The organism is Streptomyces sp. NPDC014676, assembly GCF_043084105.1.
Taxonomy (GTDB): domain Bacteria; phylum Actinomycetota; class Actinomycetes; order Streptomycetales; family Streptomycetaceae; genus Streptomyces.
The window spans coordinates 17,050-33,424 of the sequence record NZ_JBIBZI010000021.1; the positions used below are offsets into that span (position 1 = coordinate 17,050).

The window sequence follows — 16,375 nt, forward strand, 5'->3', positions numbered from 1 at the left end:
CCTGGTGGCGAACAGCAGGGCGGCCCTGACGAGGGCGAACGTGCATCTCACGAAGTACAGGTGCCGCAGGGCCGACGCGTTTTCAGTGACGGCGGGTGACTCGACTATGGTCACGGTGATCCTCTCCGGACCGGGCGATGCGGGGCAGCGCGTTCCGGGGGATAAGCGCCTCGTACCGAACGTTCTGCCTCAATTGGGAATGGCGACCGCCTGACACGTTTTCAAGATCGAACGTTCTATCTCATTCGATGGCGCTACGGAAGGCGGTGAGCTCGTCGGGAGACGCCGAAGAGCCCTCGGTCGGCACACGCCGTCACGCGGCGGCCGAGGGCTCCGGTGGTCGCAGTCGGCAGGGCGGGACCGTGCCGACGTGGCCGGTTACCGGTAGATCGACTTCACCTGCTGATAGTTGAGCAACGCTTCCGGACCGAACTCCCGCCCCAGTCCACTGGCCTTCACCCCGCCGAAGGGGGCCGCAGGGTCGACCGTGTAGTGGTTCAGTCCCACCGTCCCGGTGTGCATGCGACGGGCGATCCGCAGGGCGCGCTCGTCGTCGTTCGTCCACACGGTGCCGCCGAGGCCGTACTCCGAGTCGTTGGCGATGCGCACGGCATCGTCCTCGTCGGTGTAGGGGATGACGGACAGAACCGGCCCGAAGATCTCCTCCCGGGCGATGACTTGGTCGTTGTCGACGTCGGCGAAGACGGTCGGCGCGACGTAGTACCCCTTGTCGAGATCCGCGGGGCGGGAGCCGCCCACGACCAGACGGGCGCCTTCCGCCTTACCCGTCTTGATGTAGCCCTCGACCCGCTCCCGCTGACGTGCGCTCGCCATCGGCCCGACCTGTGTCTTGGGATCCAGGGGGTCCCCGACGGTCAGGCCGCCGACCAAGGACGCCACCGCGTCCACCACCTCGTCGTACCGGCTTCGCGGGGCGAGGATGCGGGTGCTGGCGAAGCATGCCTGGCCGTTCGCCAACAGCGTCGCCTGGACGAACGGGTCGGACATCGCCGCTGAGAGGTCGACGTCGTCGAGGATGACGGCCGCCGACTTGCCTCCGAGTTCCAGCGTGACCGGGCGCAGCAGGGTGCCGCAGGCCGTGGCGATCTGCCGGCCGGCCGTGGTGGAACCGGTGAAGGCCACCTTGTCGACACCGGAGTGCGTGACAAGGTAAGCGCCCACCTCACGGCCCGCCGGAACGACGTTGATGACACCGGGAGGCAGTCCCGCCTCCTCGACCGCCTCCGCGAAGAGAACCGCGTCGAGCACGGTCTCCGGCGACGGCTTCAGCACGAACGTGCACCCCGCGGCCAGGCCGGGCGCGTACTTCGTCGCGGACAGCAACTGAGGCGCGTTCCAGGGCACGATCGCCGCCACCACGCCGAGAGGCTCCCGGCGGACGTGGACGGGCGCGCCGAGCATGCCGTCGCGCACGGTCTCGCCCGGGTCGTCGCGGATCAGGTCGGCGTAGTAGCGCAGCAGGATGCCCGGAAGAGCGCCTTCGACCTGTTCGGAGAGCCCGATCGTCATGCCGTTCTGGGCACTGACGATGTGCGTGATGTCCTTGACCCGTCGTTCGAGGGCGTCGGCGAGACGGTAGAGGGCGTCCGCCCGCCGTGCCGGCTCCCAGGCGGACCATCCGTCCGGGTCGTCGAAAGCGGCTCGGGCGGCGGCGACCGCCGCGTCCATGTCCTTCTCGCTGCCGTGCGGGACGCTGCCGAGCACGTCCTCGGTGCTGGCGTTGAGGACCGTGATCCGTTCGTCGGACGCGGGGGAGACCCAACGTCCCCCGATGAACAGCGAATCGTGGTGCGGGTTCATGCTGTGTCCTCCGGCGAGCGGTTTCCCGCCCAGCCTTTGTAGTGGTCAGCGGGGAGCGGATGGTCGACGGGCACGACGCGGGAGTGGACGGCCGTCAGACAGCCCGGACAGAACAACTGCCGGAAGACGACTTCCGCGTCGACGTATTCCGACGGGTCGTGCCAGATGTGCGGGCCCGCCTCGGTCGGTGCCGCCTCGCGGCGGGCCAGCGCCTCGACGAACGCGCCTTCGGCCAGCGGCCCGATCTCGGTGCTGCACTGCACGCACACCACCGTCCCGCCCTCGGGCGATTCCAGGACGGCGAGGTTGTCGTCGAGTCGGCGCGCTCCGCTCAGGTCGTGCGTGCCCATCGGTGCGATCCGGGCGTCGGACAGACCGGCGCCGGAGGCGCGGCGGTGCCGTAGCTTCTCGCGCACCTCGTCCGTCGCGGTCGCGTCCACTTCTCCGTCCTCGTGGAGTACGACGCCGTAGACGTCCCGGGCGGCGTCCCGTGACACCCGCACCTGCAGTACGTCCTCGCGCACGGCCTCGGCCGGGCGCAGCAGCGGGTCGCCGTATCCGCCGCCGGCCTGCCAGTGCAGGTACAGCGCGTCACCCGCGCCGAGTGTGGACTCGCCTTCGCACGGCAGCACCTCGATGTCACCGCCGAGTTCGTCGAGGTCACCGGGGATGGTGGTCGCCTGGACGAGCTGGGGAAGCTGGATGCCGCGCACCACCAGGTCGAGCTGGGAGTTGCCGGGGTAGCCCCCGGCCAGTCCGACGTTCTGGTTCGCGACCTTGCCGGTGCCCGAGACGACCAGCGACATCGACCCGGTCTGGTCCGGGTGTTGCACATAGCAGACGGAGCCGCTCATCCCGCCGCGCTGCCGGCCCGGACCGCCGGAGTCGGTCTGCTCACGCCGCCACAGGGCGACGAGGGGGTAGAGGTACTCGGTCATCTCCACGTCAGGGGCCCGGGCCGAAGGAATGATGAGCCGGCCGCCGGTGTCGACGCCGTCGTGGTGCACCTGTGCTCCGTAGCCGCCGGCCATGACGTCGAAGATGGGGGACACGAAGCCCTTGCGTCCGCCGCCGCGGACGTCGACGCCGGAAACCACGCACAGGTCGGTGGTGCCGTTGCAGATCGACTGGACATCGGTGCGGTGGTCGGGCTCGGCGTCCAGCATCTTGGCGATGACCTCGGCGACGAGGTTGCCCGATCCCCACGCCGGTCCGAAGGGGCCCTTGCCCACGGCCGCGGGGAACGACGCGTTGGTGATCGTGTTCTCTTCGGTGATGATCTCGAAGCAGCGCATCAAACCACCCGCCGCCCACGGGATGTTCCCGGCCAGCAGGGGCAGCATCGTGAAGACGATGCCGGCCCGCAGGCCCGGGTAGGGGCAGTTGATGATGCCGGTCTGTTCCGCTGTTCCCCGGAAGTCGAAGACCAGCCGGTCGGCCTCCTTGGTCATCGTCACCTTGATGGCGTGCATGCCGCGGTCGCCGGTCTGCGACTGCTCCTGGTAACCGACGGCGCTCCACGTCCCGTCCGGCAGGGTGGCGAGCTTGGCCCGCAGCCGGCGCTCCGCGTCGTCCATCATCCGGCGCATCACGGCCTTGACCGTGTCGGCGCCGTACTTGGTGATGAGCCGCAGGATCTGCTCGGCGGCGTTCTTGTTGGCGGCGATCTTGGCGCGGAGATCGAGACCCACCAGGTGGGGGAGGCGTGACCTGCGGACCCACGCGTCGGCGACGTCGCGCTGCAGCACCCCGCCCCGGACGACCTTGAGCGGGGGAGTGGGGACGGCTTCGCCGAACACGTCCTGGGCCGAAGGGCTGAACGAGCCGGGCCGCGGACCGCCGAGGTCGACCTGGTGGGCGATGGCCGTGGTCCAGCCGAACAGCTTTCCGTCGTGGAAGATCGGGGCCAGGATCGCGGCGTCGTTCTGGTGCAGTCCGCCACCGATCCACGGGTCGTTGCAGAGGAACATGTCGCCCTCTTCGATGCCCGGGTTGTCACTGCGGTTGCGCAGCGTCCACACGATGGCCAGGTCCATCGAGCCGATCAGGCCGACGTTGTAGGCGCCGACCTGGACCTGCTCGCCGAGTTCGTCGCAGATGGAGAAGTTGAAGTCGTTGGACTCCGTGACGACGTGCGAGCCCGACATCCGCCGCAGCGTCTCGCCCATCTCCTGGGTGATGGCCCACAGCCGGTGCCGCACCACCTCGTACGTCAGGGCGTCGACCTGCCCGGCTGTCTCCTCGTCGATCTGGTGCAGCGGCAGGTCGGGCGAGATCTGCCGCAGCAGTTCCGCGCGTGGCAGGGGGCGGCTGGTGAACTCGTCCGCCCCGGGGATCTTGGATGTCATGGAAGCTGTCCTCACTGGTAGCGCAGCACGAGGTTGCCGAGATGGTCGACGCGGCCGGTGACCCCGGCGGGAACCACCACCACCGTGGTCGGGACGTCGACGATCGCCGGACCGACCAGCTCATGGCCTGCCTTCAGCCGGGCGTAGTCGTAGACGGGAGTGGGTACGTAGCCGATCTGCGAATCGAGGCAGACGTGGCGCTCGTCGATCAGGGCCTCCGCGGGATCGGGGCCGTCGGCCTCGGGAGCGACGGGCAGCGTGACCGGGAAGCCGAGGCTTGCCTTGGCCCGCACGCGGTAGGTGATCGCCTGGACGCCTGCCTCGCGGTAACCGGCGCCGCTGCCGTTGATGCGCTCGTACTGCTCCTCGAAGCGCTGCAGGATTTCGGCGCTGGTCCGCTCGGTGAACTCCGTGTCCGGGACGGGTGTTGAGAGCTCGGTGACCTGCATCGAGTAGCGCAGGTCGATCTCCCGCTGCAGCGTCACGTCCTGGAACTTCACCTTCTGCCGGTCCAGCGCGCGCTGCAGATCGGCTTCCAGACGGGCGTAGTGCGATTCGAGCACCGAGTGGTCGACCGGGAAGGACGACGGGTCGGAGAGCTCGGCACTCATGATGATGTCCGAGGCGGCGAGTCCGTAGGCGGAGAAGGCGGAGGCGACGGGCCCGAGGGGGACGACGACCTCGCTCACTCCCAGATCGTGGCAGTAACCGGCGCAGTGCGCGGGGCCGGCCCCGCCGAAGGCGTAGGCGACGAAGTCGCGAGGGTCGTAACCGGCTTGCACCACGGCCCGGCGCAGCAGGTCGCCCGCCTGGGCGTTCTGCACCTCGTGAATGGCGATCGCCGCCTCTTCGACGGTGAGGCCGAGCGGCTCGGCGACATGTTCGCGAATCGCCTGCCGCGCCAAGTCCATCTGGAGCGGCTTCCTGCCGCCGAGCAGCCCGTGAGGGCTGAGGATGCCGAGGACCAGGTTCGCATCGGTGTTGGTGGGGCGCGTGCCTCCGTTGCCGTAGCAGGCCGGGCCGGGGACGGCCTCGGCGCTCTGCGGGCCCAGGCGCAGGTTCCCGCCGTCGTCCACCGAGGCGAGGGCCCCGCCGCCGGAGCCGATGGTGTGCACGCGGATGGTGGCCGCGTTGATCGGGAACTGGTTCACGATCGAGCCCGGCGCCATGACCGGCTCACCGTCCACGATCAGCCCCGCCAGGAAGGTCGTGCCACCGACATCGGTGGTGATGACGTTGCGGTGTCCCAGCTGCTCGGCCAGTCGCATGCCGCCGATCACGCCGCCGGACAGGACGGAACCGACCGTGGTGATGGCGTGTTCCGGAGCCCGGTCGGCCGTGATGGTGCCGCCCTCGCTCTGCATGACCAGCAGCGGGCCCTTCAGGCCACCTTCCTCCAGCTGCTTCTGCAGGGGGAGGAGGTACGTACGCAGACGCGGCCCCACCTGGGCGTTCATGATGGTCGTCGAGGTCCGGGAGAACTCGCGGATGCGCGGACTGACCTCACTGGAGAGGGTGACGTACATGTCCGGGGCGATCTCGTGGATCAGTTCGCGGACGCGTTGCTCGTGGGCCCCGTTCTTGAACGACCACAGCAGACAGACCGCGATCGCCTCGACACCCTGGTCCACGAGCGACCGGGCGACGCCGCGGACCTCGTCCTCGTCGAGGGGGACCAGCACCTTGCCCGTGTGGTCGAGCCGCTCGGTGACTTCGAGCGCCCGGTACTTGGGGATCAGCGGCGCCGGCTTGCGCTGCCGGAGCGTGTCCTGGATCTCGTGGGCCGAGCGGCCGAGGGTGCGGCCCTCGGCGTTCATGATGTAGATGGCGTCCCGGTGGCCCTTGGTGGCGATGAGCCCCACATCGGCCACTTGCCCCTGGACGAGGGCGTTGATCGAGGCGGTCGTGCCGTGGGCGATGTAGTCGGTCTGCGACAGCAGTTCACCGACGCCGATGCCCAGCTCGCCCGCGATGTCCTCGACCGCGCGCATGACGCCGACCTCGCGGTGCGGCGGGGTCGTCGGCGTCTTGGCCGAGACGATCCGGCCGGCGCCGTCGGAGGCGACAGCGTCGGTGAACGTGCCGCCCACGTCGATGCCCAGTGCGTATGACATGTTGCCCTTCCTGGTGATCTCTACCGCTGGTGGGCGGCGACCCGCCCGGTCACTGTCTGCAGGAGCTCGTCGGCACGAGCGCCCGCTCCGCCCATCCAGGCGACGTGCTGGTCCGGACGCACGAGCAGCAGCTCGGCCGGATAGCGGTCGGGCCACCGCGTGGGCAGGTCGACCACGCTCAAAGGGATCCCGAGGTCGCGAGCCGCGCCGGTCCAGGACGCCACATCGACACCCGGGTCCGTCCGCAGGAGGGTGAAGCCGGGCCCGACCGTGTCGAGCACGGACCGGTCGTGGTCGAGCCATACGTGCGGCAGCCGGAAGCCCGGCTTCGCCCGTTGCAGGTAGGCGCCCATGGTGATCGCGTCCTGCTCCTCGCCACCGACCACGAGCGGTGATGTCGCGTAGTGGTAGCCGAAGCTGAACCCGTCGGGCGAGTACCGCTGGGGCTCCGAGGCAGCGAGCCGCTCGGCGAACTCCGAGCGTGCCCGCTCACCGTCCTCACCGGGCAGGTGGATGTCGGGCGAGAACCCCGCGAACGCCTTGTTCGCCGCCGCCCCCACCGCACCGGCGAACTGTTCACCCACCGGCTTGCGTTCCAGCTCGTACGCGTCCAGCACCGCGGGTGATGCCCAGCCGTGGTGGACCGCCGCGAGCATCCAGCCGAGTGTCGCCGCGTCCTGGATGCCGGCGTTCATGCCAAAGCCCCCCACGGGGATCCAGATGTGTGCGGCATCCCCGGCCAGGAAGACCCGTCCGCTGCGATACCGCTGGGCGACCAGCCGCCGCCCGGTCCAGCGCACCACGCCGAGCACTTCGTGCGCCACGGACTCGCCCACCGCTTCGCGCAGCAGCTTCTCGGGGTCCTCGGCCTCGGTGTCGTGGTCGGGGGAGAAGGCGACGTGGTGGAGCCACAACGCGTCACCGTCGATGGCGATCAGTGAAGCGATCCGGCGGCCATAGGTCCAGTACGTCCAGGCCTTGTCCCGTGTCGCGAGCCGTCCGAGTTCGGGTGAGCGGAGGAAGGTCGACACGAACTTCCGGATCGCCTCGACACCCTCATAACGGATGCCCAGCCGGCGGCGGACCGTGCTGTGAGCGCCGTCGCAGCCGACCAGGTACGCGCAGCGCACGGTGCGGCGCACCCCGGCCTTCTCCACGACCGCCTCGACGTGATCGTCGTGCTGGTGGAACTCGACCAGCCGGGTGCCGCGCTCAAGGGTCAGTCCGGGCAGCTTGCTCGCGTGCCCTTCCAGGATCGGCTCGAGGAAGAGCTGTGAAACGCGGTGCTGCGGCTCCGGGGTGGGCCAGTCCTGCTTGCCCACCCCGGCCAGCACATCGCCGGCCGAGGGCAGGTCGATGCGGAAGATCTCCGCCCCCGTCAGCGTCGTGCGGTAATGGATCGAGGTGGGGTAGTCCTGGGGCAGCCCGGCCCGCCGGATGTCGTCCGCGACTCCGAGCCGGCGGAAGATCTCCATCGAGCGCGCGGAGGTGGTGTTGCACCGGGGATTGATGCCCCGTTCCTCCGTGGCCTCCACGACGTGACAGGCCACGCCGCGGCGGGCCAGGTCGATGGCGAGGGTCAGGCCGGCGGGACCGGCGCCGACGATCAGGACTTCGACGTGGTCCGCTCTGCTGCTGATCGACTTCGTCATGAGATCAGGAACTCTCCTACGAGGCTGCAGAATTCGTCCGGCCGGTCGACGTGGATCCAGTGCCCGGTCCCCGCCACCACCTTCAGACGGGCGTCCGGCAGGGAGTCGACGAGGCGCTCGGAGACCTCCACCGGTGAGACGCGGTCGCACTCGCCGTGCAGGGCGAGAACCGGAGTGGTGATGCGTGTGAGATCGATGGGAGGGGGGCCGTCCACGTCAGCGAACATCGACCGGAACGCCTGCTCCGCTCCGGGGCGCAGAGCTTGCCGCAGCCGGAGCTCGGCGAGTTCGTCGAGGAGGTCGCCGTGGACGCCTCCGTCGGCGACCAGGCGGCCGAGGGTGGCCCGCATGGATTCTCTGGTCGGATCGTCGTAGAAGGGAACGGCTGGGGGGAGTGGCCCGGTTCCCGCTCCGCCCATGACGACGGCGCGCTCGATCCGGTCAGGTGCCATGGACAACAGGGCGAGCGCCGCGGCCCCGCCGGCGGCTGAGTTGCCGACGAGGTGCACGCGTTCCAGGCCCTCGCGGTCGAGCAGGTCCAGGACTTGCCGCGCTCGTGCCCGCGCCCAGGCTCGCGGACCCTCGATCCCGGCCGACCCGGCGATCTGCGTGCCGAATCCAAGGAGATCCGGGGCCAGGCAGCGGAACCCGGCCGAGAGGCGGGAGCGCACGCTCGCCCAATTGCTCTCGGCGTCGACGCCCGGCCCGCCTCCATGGAGCAGAAGGAGAACGGGACGCCCGTCCGTTGCGGCGACGTCGTCGGATGCAGCCGGCACTTGCAGTCTCCTTTGGTGGATCGTATGCCGGGGTCGCTGTTCCCGGCAGCCAGGATGTCGTCGATAGGGACCACTGCGATCAGGTCAGGAACGCACCGGCAGCGCCATCGGATGCGTCAGTTCTGCGTGCAGCGGCGGTCGCTTCTAAGCGGCCCGGCCTGCTCGGGGCACGCGGCATCCCGGCGTCGTCCTGACGAGACCCATGCCCGGTCCGGTCGGAATGACCTCTGAGTCCGTCGCATCAAGGCCGTTGCGAAGGTTCTTCTCGATCACGAATTCGATGTTCAACGGAAACCTCGCTTCATTGCGACGGTCGGTCGGGCCCCGGGGAAGCTGAGCCGGCGCTGCAAGGCGTGCCGTGCGAGGCGTTCCAGGTACTGGGTATGTGCCGCGTCTGTGCTGTGGATGTGCCTTGTACAGCCTGCGCGTGCGGCGTGTATGTAGCGTTCACTCTACGACTTGGGAAACGCGTTGGCTACAGTCACGACATGACTGCGGGTGGACCGGGGCCATCGGCGGTGATCGGGACCGATGGGCGCAGTCCGATGCCGGCCCGGCGGCCGGGGCGCCGGATGGGTGTGACGTCCGGCCGGGGGCGTCTCGCCGTTCCGGCGACCGTCATCCGATGCGGGTGTGTTCAGGGTGCGGCGGCGCTTCGAGGTCCCGCACCAGGGGTGCGGGCGGAGACGAACGTAGACGCCCCCGCCGTTCGCTCAGCCCGCCATCCGGTCCGTCCGGCCGACTCCCAGGGCGTGCCGTGAGTGGCGGAGCGTCGGTCAATGCGCGGCGTCGAACGCGTCGAGGACCTCTTTGGGGACACGCCCCCGGGCATTCACCGCGAAGCCGTTCCCGCGTGCCCACGCCCGCACCTCTTCGGCACTGGGGCCCTGTGCTGCGCCCTTGTTGCGAATCCGTGAGGTCCCCTTCGTCCGGCCCAGCTTTCGGCCGTTCTCGATGAATGGCCGGAGCGCGGCGTCCAATTTGTCATAGTTCTCCGGTGTGAGGTCGATTTCGTAGTGCACACCGTTCAGGGAAAAAGTGTGCGTAGCGACCTCGTCGGATTCCGCACCGGTGAGGTCATCGGTGTAGACAGTCACGATTTTCTGAGCCATGTAATGAGGCTATCTCAATTCTGGGACGGGTCACCCTCAACGTTTTCGAACACCGGCCGGTGCGTGGGAGTGAGCTGTCTGGAAGCGGGGCCGGCGCAGAGCATGCGCCCCTCGCCCGGTCCACCGGGTACCACCGCCTGCGAGGCGCCTGCGAAGCCCTGGGCACCTCGCCTTTTGACCTGAGGTAAACAAACGTGCAGAAAAAGTAGATTTCCAGTGGTTGGGTGCCCGCTTAATCCGCCGGACATCGGAGAGAAGGATTAGCGTCATTGATGAGGTGGTGAAGATCGAGCCACCGCAGGGAGAGACGGGACGCCGTATCGGGCCGCCCTGGGTCAGCGGCGAGAGCGTCATAGCCCTCGGTGTGAACCGTAACAAGAGAAGCCTTGCCGTGGATCTGAAAAGCGACGAGGGAGTCAGGGCGGTCCGGAGGGTGATCCGACGGGCCGACGTGGGCGTGGAGAGCTTCCGGCCGGGTGTGATGCGCAAACTCCATCTCGATTACGAGACCGTACGCCACGACAATCCGGATGTCGTCCACTGCTCCATTTCCGCATTCGGTCAGTCGGGCAGCCTCAGGGACCGCCCCGGTGTGGACGGCGTCATGCAGGCCGTATCCGGCCTCATGAGCAGCTTGGGGGAGCCGGCCTCGGGTCCCAGCAAAGTACAGATCCCCGCCGCGGACATGGTCACCGGGTACCTGGCGACGATCTCCCTGCTCAGCACGCTGCACCAGGCACGCGACGGCAGAGGGGGCAGCACCTGGACGTCAGCCTTTTCAACGCGACGCTGATGCTGCAGCAGATCGGGTACGCCTCCTGCTTCGCGAACGGCACCAACGCCGAGAAGATCGGAAGCGCGGCCCCCTACGCGGCACCGAACGAGGCCTTCCCCACCAAGGACGGCTGGATCATGGTCGCCGCCTACGACTACAAACGCTGGCCGGCCCTGTGCGAGCTGTAGTGGCGCCGCTGACGCCGTCAGCCGCACCTCGACGGCGGGGTTGTCCCGATGGAAGCCCGCCGGGCGCGGGATCAGCCACCGGACGGCGAAGGTGGCCGGCGACCGGATCAAGCGGGACCCGGCAGGAGTCGGTTCCAGACGCCCGTGGACGCGGTTGAACAGCCTGACACCCAGGAAGTGCTCGAGCGCACGGACCTGGCGGCTGACGGCTGCCGGCGTCACACACAGCTCTTCCGCCGCCTTCGTCGCATTCGGGAGCCGCCCCGTGGCCTCGAAGACCCGAGTGGGATTCAGCGGAGGCAGCTGAGGCGGTCGAGGCGTGGACATGCCCGCATGCCAGGACGTTCTTCGCGCGGCGGACCCCTCCGGGACGAGCTGTTCCCGAGGGGTGCCAGACGGCCGACGCCCCGTCCACACCCCCTTCCGCCACGACGGGCAGGCGCGCCACCCGACATGACCTCCCGCCGACCGCCGCTTGAAAATCAGCACAGTGTTGAAAAAAGTCGACGTCGTGTAGATTGCGTCTGGACATGAACCGCCATGGCGGTGCACCGCCGAGAGGAAAGGATGTGACCGGTCATGAAGACCTTTTTGATCACCGGTGTGAGCAGTGGCCTCGGCCGGGCGTTCGCCGCAGGAGCCCTGGAAGCGGGACACACCGTCGTGGGCACCGTCCGCAGGCAGGACGACACCGCCGCCTTCGAGGCACTCGCACCGGGCCGGGCGCACGCGCGCCTCCTCGACGTCACGGACGACGAGGCCGTCTTCGCCGTGATCGACGACATCGAGTCGACCGTCGGCCCGCTGGACGTGGTCATCGCCAACGCCGGCTACGGCTTGGAGGGTGTCTTCGAAGAGACTCCTCTGGCGGCGGTGCGGGCCCAGTTCGAGACGAACGTGTTCGGCGCCGCTGCCACGCTGCAGGCCGCTCTGCGCCACATGCGCCCTCGGCGCTCCGGACACCTGATGGCAGTGACCTCGATGGGCGGTCTCATGGCCGTGCCCGGCATGTCCGCCTACTGCGGCAGCAAGTTCGCGCTGGAGGGCATGCTCGACAGCATCCGCAAGGAGGTGGCGGCCTTCGGCATCCACGTCACGGCCATCGAGCCCGGCTCCTTCCGGACCGACTGGGCGGGCCGGTCGATGACCCGGGCGGAACGATCGATCCGGGACTACGACGAGATCTTCGAACCGATCCGCGAGGCGCGTCTCAAGGCGAGCGGCAATCAGCTGGGCAATCCGCAGAAGGCCGCAGAAGCACTGCTCCACATCCTCGACGCGCCCGAGCCCCCCGGCCACCTGGTGCTGGGCTCCGACGCCCTGCGCCTCGTCCGGCAGGGCCGCGACGCGGTGGACGAGGACATCCGCACCTGGGAGGAACTGTCGCGGACCACGGACTTCCCCGACGGAGCCCAGATCGCGAACAACTGAGTCGCCGAGCGGACACCCGGTCGGCTCGAGCGGACGGAAGCACCGGTCCGCCCGAGCCGGACCGCCGCTCCGCGGTCCCAGCAAGGCATGCCGTGGGGAAGGAGTGAACATGGCGGCGCGGCCCGCTCAGGGACGGCGACGGCCGGACACGCCGCGCAAGGGTGACGTCCGGGAACAGGCCGTCCTCGACACGGCGGAGGCACTCCTGGGCGAGGTCGGCTTCGAGGCGATGACGGTCGCCGACATCGCGGAGGGAGCCGGGATCTCCCGCGGCTCGCTCTACTTCTACTTCCGCTCCAAGCAGGACGTGGTGGCCGGGCTCGTCGCCCGCACCGTGGTCGCGTTGCAGCAGAAGTCACGGGACGCCGCACACGATCGCGCCGAGCCGCGCGAGGCCATCGAGACCGTCATGGCACGCACCCGGGCCCTGTGGCAGGAACACGGCGTGGTCATGCGGGCCGCCACCGACCTCAACCGGACCGTGCTGGAGGTCGGGCTGCTCTGGAGTCGCACCGCCGAAGTGTTCATCGAGGCGATCACGCGCATCCTGCACCGCGCGGGTGCACCGGAAGGGGAAGGTCCGCACGCTGCCGGATCTCTCGCCAGAGCCCTGTGCTGGATGATCGAGCGGACGTTCTACCATGCCTCCCAGGCCGGTGACGATGAACTCGAGCGGGCGTCCGCCACCTGTCTGGAGATCTGGCTGCGTACCGCGCGTCTCGTGTGATCCGGGCACGGCCACCGGCTCGGCCGTGCCCGCCCCGCGGGCCAGTAAGGTGCTGCGAAGAGCCGAACAGGGGAGATGACCGTGGGAAGGCGCAGGGACGCCCCCAGTAAGGGAGACCTGCGTGAGCAGGCTCTTCTGGACGCCGCGGAGGAACTGCTCGAGCAGACGAGCCTGGAGAACCTGACCGTCGAGGCGATCGCCCAGAAGGCCGGGATCTCCCGCGGCTCCCTGTATTTCTACTTCGGCAGCAAGCACGAGGTCCTGGCAGCCCTCGTCGAACGGACCATGCGCACCATCCGGGCGCACGCCGAGGCCACGGCCCGGGATGACTCCGCCCCGCCCGTGGAGGCTATGGAGCGGGCCGTCCGCGCGACCGAGGAGGTGTGGCGGGCCCACAGTACGGTCATGCGTGCCGCCGTGGACTACTCGGCGCTGCACCCGGTCATCGGAGCGGCATGGCGCGGGACCGTCGAACGGTTCGCCGTCACCATGACTCAGGTACTGACAAACGCCGGGATCCCGGACGACGACGGACCGGACGGCGCCTCCGCGCTGGCGGCCGCCCTGTGCTGGATGACGGAACGCACCTTCTACCGCGCTGCCTGCGCTCCGGACGGGGATCTGGGCCGGGCCGGCACGACCGTCTCGGAGATCTGGCGCAGGGTGATCGCGGGCTGAACCGCCCGCGATGACGGACGGCAAGGTGCCCATCACGTTCGCCGGGCACCGGTGCTGAGGCGGGCGGCGAGCGCGCTGACGAGGTCACGCAGTTCATCGGGCCGTTCGATGACGAACGGCCGGTCCAGGACGGCGAGTTGGGCGGGCAGCCAATCGAGCCGGTTTGCCCGGAGTTCGACGCGCAGCCATCGCTCGGCCGTCCCTTCGGTATCCGCCTCCGCCCCGTGTTCCTCCAGGATCGGCGCGCCGACGGGAAGGCAGCCGCGGATCTGCTGCACCGTCCCGCGGATCCGCAGGGTCACCTCGTGCCGGTACTCGGCCGTGGCGAATCGCGCCAGCATGCGCCGGGCCGGATCGTGGCCCTCGGGCGCTTCGGACGATCCGGGGAGCGTCCGCGCGTCGAGGATGCGGTCGACGCGTCGAGGATGCGGTCGAGCCGGAAGGTACGGTCCTGACCGATCCCGACGTCCTCACCCGTGACGTACCGGTGGTCGGCATGGGCGACGATGCCGAAGGAGTGCGGGACGCGCTCACTGCGCCGACCCTCGCGGTCGGTGCGGCGGATCGAGACCGGCCGGTGGTGGCGTACCGCGTCGGCGAGGGTCAGCGGGACCGCTGTGTCGGGCGCAGTGAGCGTGCCGGGCCGGTCCGTGTAGGCCACGGATCTCAGCAGCGCTTCGAATCTGTCGGCGAGATCCCTGGGCAGCACCCGACGGATCTTGGCCGCCGCCGTTTCGCCGGCGGTGCGCTGTGCCTGGGTCAGTCCTGTCCGGCGGCCGGTGATCGGCCCGAACAGCACGGCCAGCGCCTCGTCGTCGTTGAACATGAGGATGGGCGGGCGGTACCTGGGCGAGAGCCGGTAGCCGCCGTAGCGACCCCGGACCGACTCCACGGGCACGCCGAGGTCGAGCAGACGCCGTACGTAGCGCCGCACGGTGCGCCCTTCCACGCCCAGCCGGTCGGCGAGTTCGGTCACTGTCCGGGTGCCGTCCGCTTGGAGCAGTTCCAGCAGGGCCAGCACGCGGCCGGTGGGTCGGGACATGACCGCAGCCTGAGCGCCGTACCGGACCGGAACTGTCCTCTATTTCTCCTAGTGTGCGCCTCGTACGTCTCGCAGCACGAACAGGAGAGTTCCATGGACTTCGTCTCGACCCGCATCATCACCGGTGATGTCGCACGCCTCGTCGCGTTCTACGAACGGGTGACGGGGGTGGCGGCGACCTGGGCCAACGATGATTTCGCGGAGATCGTCACACCGCACGCGACCCTCGCCATCGCCAGTGAACGCACCGTCCCCTTGTTCGCCCCGGGCTCCGCACGCCCGGCGGCCAACGACAGTGTGATCATCGAGTTCCTGGTGGACGACGTGGACCGCGTGCACCAGGAGCTGGCCGACTCCATCACCGACTGGGTGAACGGGCCGGCCACGATGCCCTGGGGCAACCGTTCCCTGCTCTTCCGTGACCCTGACGGCAACCTGGTCAACTTCTTCCAGCCCGTCACCCCGGCGGCCGTCGAAAGGCTTGCCGGGCGCTGAGGCCGCGCCCCGGCCGAGATCCCGCTGACCTACTCGTGTATCGGGCGCACGCCGTTTGACTCCGGGGAGAACCGACCTCTACCTTTACCGTGTCGTGACAGGTGTTGCCACATCGTGGTCGGGTGCCGTGCGCACTGCGTCGATGCGGCACGTGACGCGTGTAGAGCAGTGGGAACGGCTTCGAACGGGCGTCACGCGCAGACGCTCGCGGCCAGGACATGGGGAGCAGAAGGATGTCTGACGGTCAGCCCTCGATCCTCGTCATGGAGAAGGCGGTCCGTGTCCTCGACTGCTTCACCCCGGAACACACGCGGCTGTCACTGAGCGACCTCCGGCGCATGACGGGCATGCCCAACTCGACGGTCGCCCGCCTGGTCCGCACCCTCGTCGCCAGCGACGTACTGCAGAAGACCGGCGACGAGTACTGCGTGGGTCTGCGCGTGCTCGGCTGGGCGTCGGCTGCCTCGGCCGGCTCCGACCTCCTGGTCGCCGCCGATCCTGTGGCCGCTCATCTACGGGACGTGATCGGTGAGACGGCCGGGGTCTACATCCGGCGCGGCACCACGCGGGTGGCGGTCATCGTCAAACTCAGCTCCCGGTCGGTGATCTACCGCAGCGACGTCGGCCAGCTCATGCCCATGCACCTCGGCGCGGCCGGCAAGGTGATCATGGCCCACGACGAGCGCGTGCTCAACGCGGTTCTCGTGGAGACCGCCGACCAGGTGCCGGGGGAGTCGCGGGCCGCGCTGGATCGGCAATTGGAGTTCGTGCGGGAGAACGGCTGGCTGCTGACCGAGGAGGAGCGCGAGGCCGGTCTCAACTCGCTGGCCGCGCCCGTGTTCGACGCGAGTGGCTCCGTCGCGGCGGCCATCGCGGTCGGCGGCCCCTCGTTCCGCCTCGACCGGGCGGCAGCCGAGAAGTTCGGTCCAATGATCGCCGCATCGGCCCACGCGCTGTCCCGTCGCCTCGGCCACGACGGCGCCGGGCCGTCGGCGGTCCCGGGCTCCGCAACCGTCTGAACGGCTCACCGGCGGCACGGGCGCCGCAGTCCTGTGCCAGGCCGGCCCGGACCACGCCGAGCAGGGGACCGGTGCGCGTGCCCGTGACGCCGTTGTCGGTCCCTGCCGCTTCCTCTCTCCCCTCCTGCTCCCGGGCTCCTCGCGACTGCGAGCACTCCTCCGGCTGACCGTTACGGGACAGCACCCTCGCCCTTCCC

Annotated in this window: 13 protein-coding genes and 2 pseudogenes; 7 read left to right on the plus strand and 8 right to left on the minus strand. The window is 69.3% G+C overall.

Annotated features, from left to right (window positions below; genetic code table 11):
• Positions 1-378 precede the first annotated feature (378 nt).
• The 6 genes from ACF1DX_RS35925 to ACF1DX_RS35950 all read right to left on the minus strand — a co-directional run bounded on the left by ACF1DX_RS35925 (position 379) and on the right by ACF1DX_RS35950 (position 9,823).
• Positions 379-1,821 carry an aldehyde dehydrogenase gene (locus tag ACF1DX_RS35925; RefSeq protein ID WP_391795347.1) on the minus strand — a complete coding sequence of 481 codons (1,443 nt, stop codon included), beginning with the start codon at positions 1,819-1,821 and terminating at the stop codon, positions 379-381.
• Positions 1,818-4,169 carry a hydantoinase B/oxoprolinase family protein gene (locus ACF1DX_RS35930; protein ID WP_391795348.1) on the minus strand — a complete coding sequence of 784 codons (2,352 nt, stop codon included), beginning with the start codon at positions 4,167-4,169 and terminating at the stop codon, positions 1,818-1,820. Before ACF1DX_RS35930 ends, ACF1DX_RS35925 begins: the two co-directional genes overlap by 4 nt.
• An 11-nt stretch (positions 4,170-4,180) precedes the next feature.
• Positions 4,181-6,283 (minus strand): hydantoinase/oxoprolinase family protein, encoded by a 2,103-nt coding sequence (locus ACF1DX_RS35935; RefSeq protein ID WP_391795349.1) that lies wholly within the window; start codon positions 6,281-6,283, stop codon positions 4,181-4,183.
• A gap of 20 nt (positions 6,284-6,303) precedes the next feature.
• On the minus strand, positions 6,304-7,935 hold the full coding sequence (locus tag ACF1DX_RS35940) for an FAD-dependent monooxygenase (RefSeq protein WP_391795350.1): 1,632 nt from the start codon (positions 7,933-7,935) through the stop codon (positions 6,304-6,306).
• Positions 7,932-8,711: an alpha/beta fold hydrolase gene (locus ACF1DX_RS35945; protein ID WP_391795351.1), complete on the minus strand. Its 780-nt coding sequence runs from the start codon at positions 8,709-8,711 to the stop codon at positions 7,932-7,934. Before ACF1DX_RS35945 ends, ACF1DX_RS35940 begins: the two co-directional genes overlap by 4 nt.
• A 776-nt stretch (positions 8,712-9,487) precedes the next feature.
• Positions 9,488-9,823 (minus strand): Lsr2 family protein, encoded by a 336-nt coding sequence (locus tag ACF1DX_RS35950; protein ID WP_391795352.1) that lies wholly within the window; start codon positions 9,821-9,823, stop codon positions 9,488-9,490.
• A gap of 277 nt (positions 9,824-10,100) precedes the next feature.
• Here ACF1DX_RS35950 and ACF1DX_RS35955 point away from each other — a divergent pair, with 277 nt between their 5' ends.
• Together ACF1DX_RS35955 and ACF1DX_RS35960 are read left to right on the plus strand one after the other, a co-directional pair.
• Positions 10,101-10,616: a CoA transferase gene (locus ACF1DX_RS35955; protein ID WP_391795353.1), complete on the plus strand. Its 516-nt coding sequence runs from the start codon at positions 10,101-10,103 to the stop codon at positions 10,614-10,616.
• Positions 10,616-10,786 (plus strand): CoA transferase, encoded by a 171-nt coding sequence (locus ACF1DX_RS35960; protein WP_391795354.1) that lies wholly within the window; start codon positions 10,616-10,618, stop codon positions 10,784-10,786. The genes ACF1DX_RS35955 and ACF1DX_RS35960 overlap by 1 nt, the downstream gene beginning before the upstream one ends.
• 129 nt (positions 10,787-10,915) lie before the next feature.
• On the opposite strand, the pseudogene ACF1DX_RS35965 reads toward ACF1DX_RS35960, so the two are convergent.
• Positions 10,916-11,113, minus strand: a pseudogene (locus ACF1DX_RS35965) (LysR family transcriptional regulator); the annotation flags it as partial.
• Between the two features lie 252 nt (positions 11,114-11,365).
• Here ACF1DX_RS35965 and ACF1DX_RS35970 point away from each other — a divergent pair.
• From ACF1DX_RS35970 to ACF1DX_RS35980, 3 genes are all read left to right on the plus strand, one after another.
• Positions 11,366-12,217, plus strand: a complete 852-nt coding sequence (locus tag ACF1DX_RS35970) for an oxidoreductase (RefSeq protein ID WP_391795355.1) — start codon at positions 11,366-11,368, stop codon at positions 12,215-12,217.
• 109 nt (positions 12,218-12,326) lie between these two features.
• Positions 12,327-12,944: a TetR/AcrR family transcriptional regulator gene (locus tag ACF1DX_RS35975; RefSeq protein ID WP_391795356.1), complete on the plus strand. Its 618-nt coding sequence runs from the start codon at positions 12,327-12,329 to the stop codon at positions 12,942-12,944.
• A gap of 81 nt (positions 12,945-13,025) precedes the next feature.
• Positions 13,026-13,622, plus strand: coding sequence for a TetR/AcrR family transcriptional regulator (locus ACF1DX_RS35980; protein WP_391795357.1), 597 nt, complete (start codon positions 13,026-13,028; stop codon positions 13,620-13,622).
• 32 nt (positions 13,623-13,654) lie between these two features.
• Here the strand turns inward: ACF1DX_RS35980 and ACF1DX_RS35985 are convergent.
• A pseudogene (locus ACF1DX_RS35985) lies at positions 13,655-14,664 on the minus strand (helix-turn-helix transcriptional regulator).
• Between the two features lie 93 nt (positions 14,665-14,757).
• Here ACF1DX_RS35985 and ACF1DX_RS35990 point away from each other — a divergent pair.
• Together ACF1DX_RS35990 and ACF1DX_RS35995 are read left to right on the plus strand one after the other, a co-directional pair.
• The gene (locus ACF1DX_RS35990; protein WP_391795358.1) at positions 14,758-15,159 is read left to right on the plus strand and encodes a VOC family protein; all 402 of its coding nucleotides are present in this window, start codon (positions 14,758-14,760) and stop codon (positions 15,157-15,159) included.
• Between the two features lie 233 nt (positions 15,160-15,392).
• Positions 15,393-16,178 (plus strand): IclR family transcriptional regulator, encoded by a 786-nt coding sequence (locus ACF1DX_RS35995; protein WP_391795359.1) that lies wholly within the window; start codon positions 15,393-15,395, stop codon positions 16,176-16,178.
• Positions 16,179-16,375 lie beyond the last annotated feature (197 nt).

What these genes read in the sequence shown, in the direction of transcription:
- ACF1DX_RS35925 (WP_391795347.1), bottom strand. Translation starts at nt 1,821, where the DNA reads ATGAACCCGCACCACGATTCGCTGTTCATCGGGGGACGTTGGGTCTCC.
- ACF1DX_RS35930 (WP_391795348.1), bottom strand. Translation starts at nt 4,169, where the DNA reads ATGACATCCAAGATCCCCGGGGCGGACGAGTTCACCAGCCGCCCCCTG.
- ACF1DX_RS35995 (WP_391795359.1), top strand. Translation starts at nt 15,393, where the DNA reads ATGTCTGACGGTCAGCCCTCGATCCTCGTCATGGAGAAGGCGGTCCGT.
- ACF1DX_RS35935 (WP_391795349.1), bottom strand. Translation starts at nt 6,283, where the DNA reads ATGTCATACGCACTGGGCATCGACGTGGGCGGCACGTTCACCGACGCT.
- ACF1DX_RS35990 (WP_391795358.1), top strand. Translation starts at nt 14,758, where the DNA reads ATGGACTTCGTCTCGACCCGCATCATCACCGGTGATGTCGCACGCCTC.
- ACF1DX_RS35940 (WP_391795350.1), bottom strand. Translation starts at nt 7,935, where the DNA reads ATGACGAAGTCGATCAGCAGCAGAGCGGACCACGTCGAAGTCCTGATC.
- ACF1DX_RS35975 (WP_391795356.1), top strand. Translation starts at nt 12,327, where the DNA reads ATGGCGGCGCGGCCCGCTCAGGGACGGCGACGGCCGGACACGCCGCGC.
- ACF1DX_RS35970 (WP_391795355.1), top strand. Translation starts at nt 11,366, where the DNA reads ATGAAGACCTTTTTGATCACCGGTGTGAGCAGTGGCCTCGGCCGGGCG.
- ACF1DX_RS35950 (WP_391795352.1), bottom strand. Translation starts at nt 9,823, where the DNA reads ATGGCTCAGAAAATCGTGACTGTCTACACCGATGACCTCACCGGTGCG.
- ACF1DX_RS35960 (WP_391795354.1), top strand. Translation starts at nt 10,616, where the DNA reads ATGCTGCAGCAGATCGGGTACGCCTCCTGCTTCGCGAACGGCACCAAC.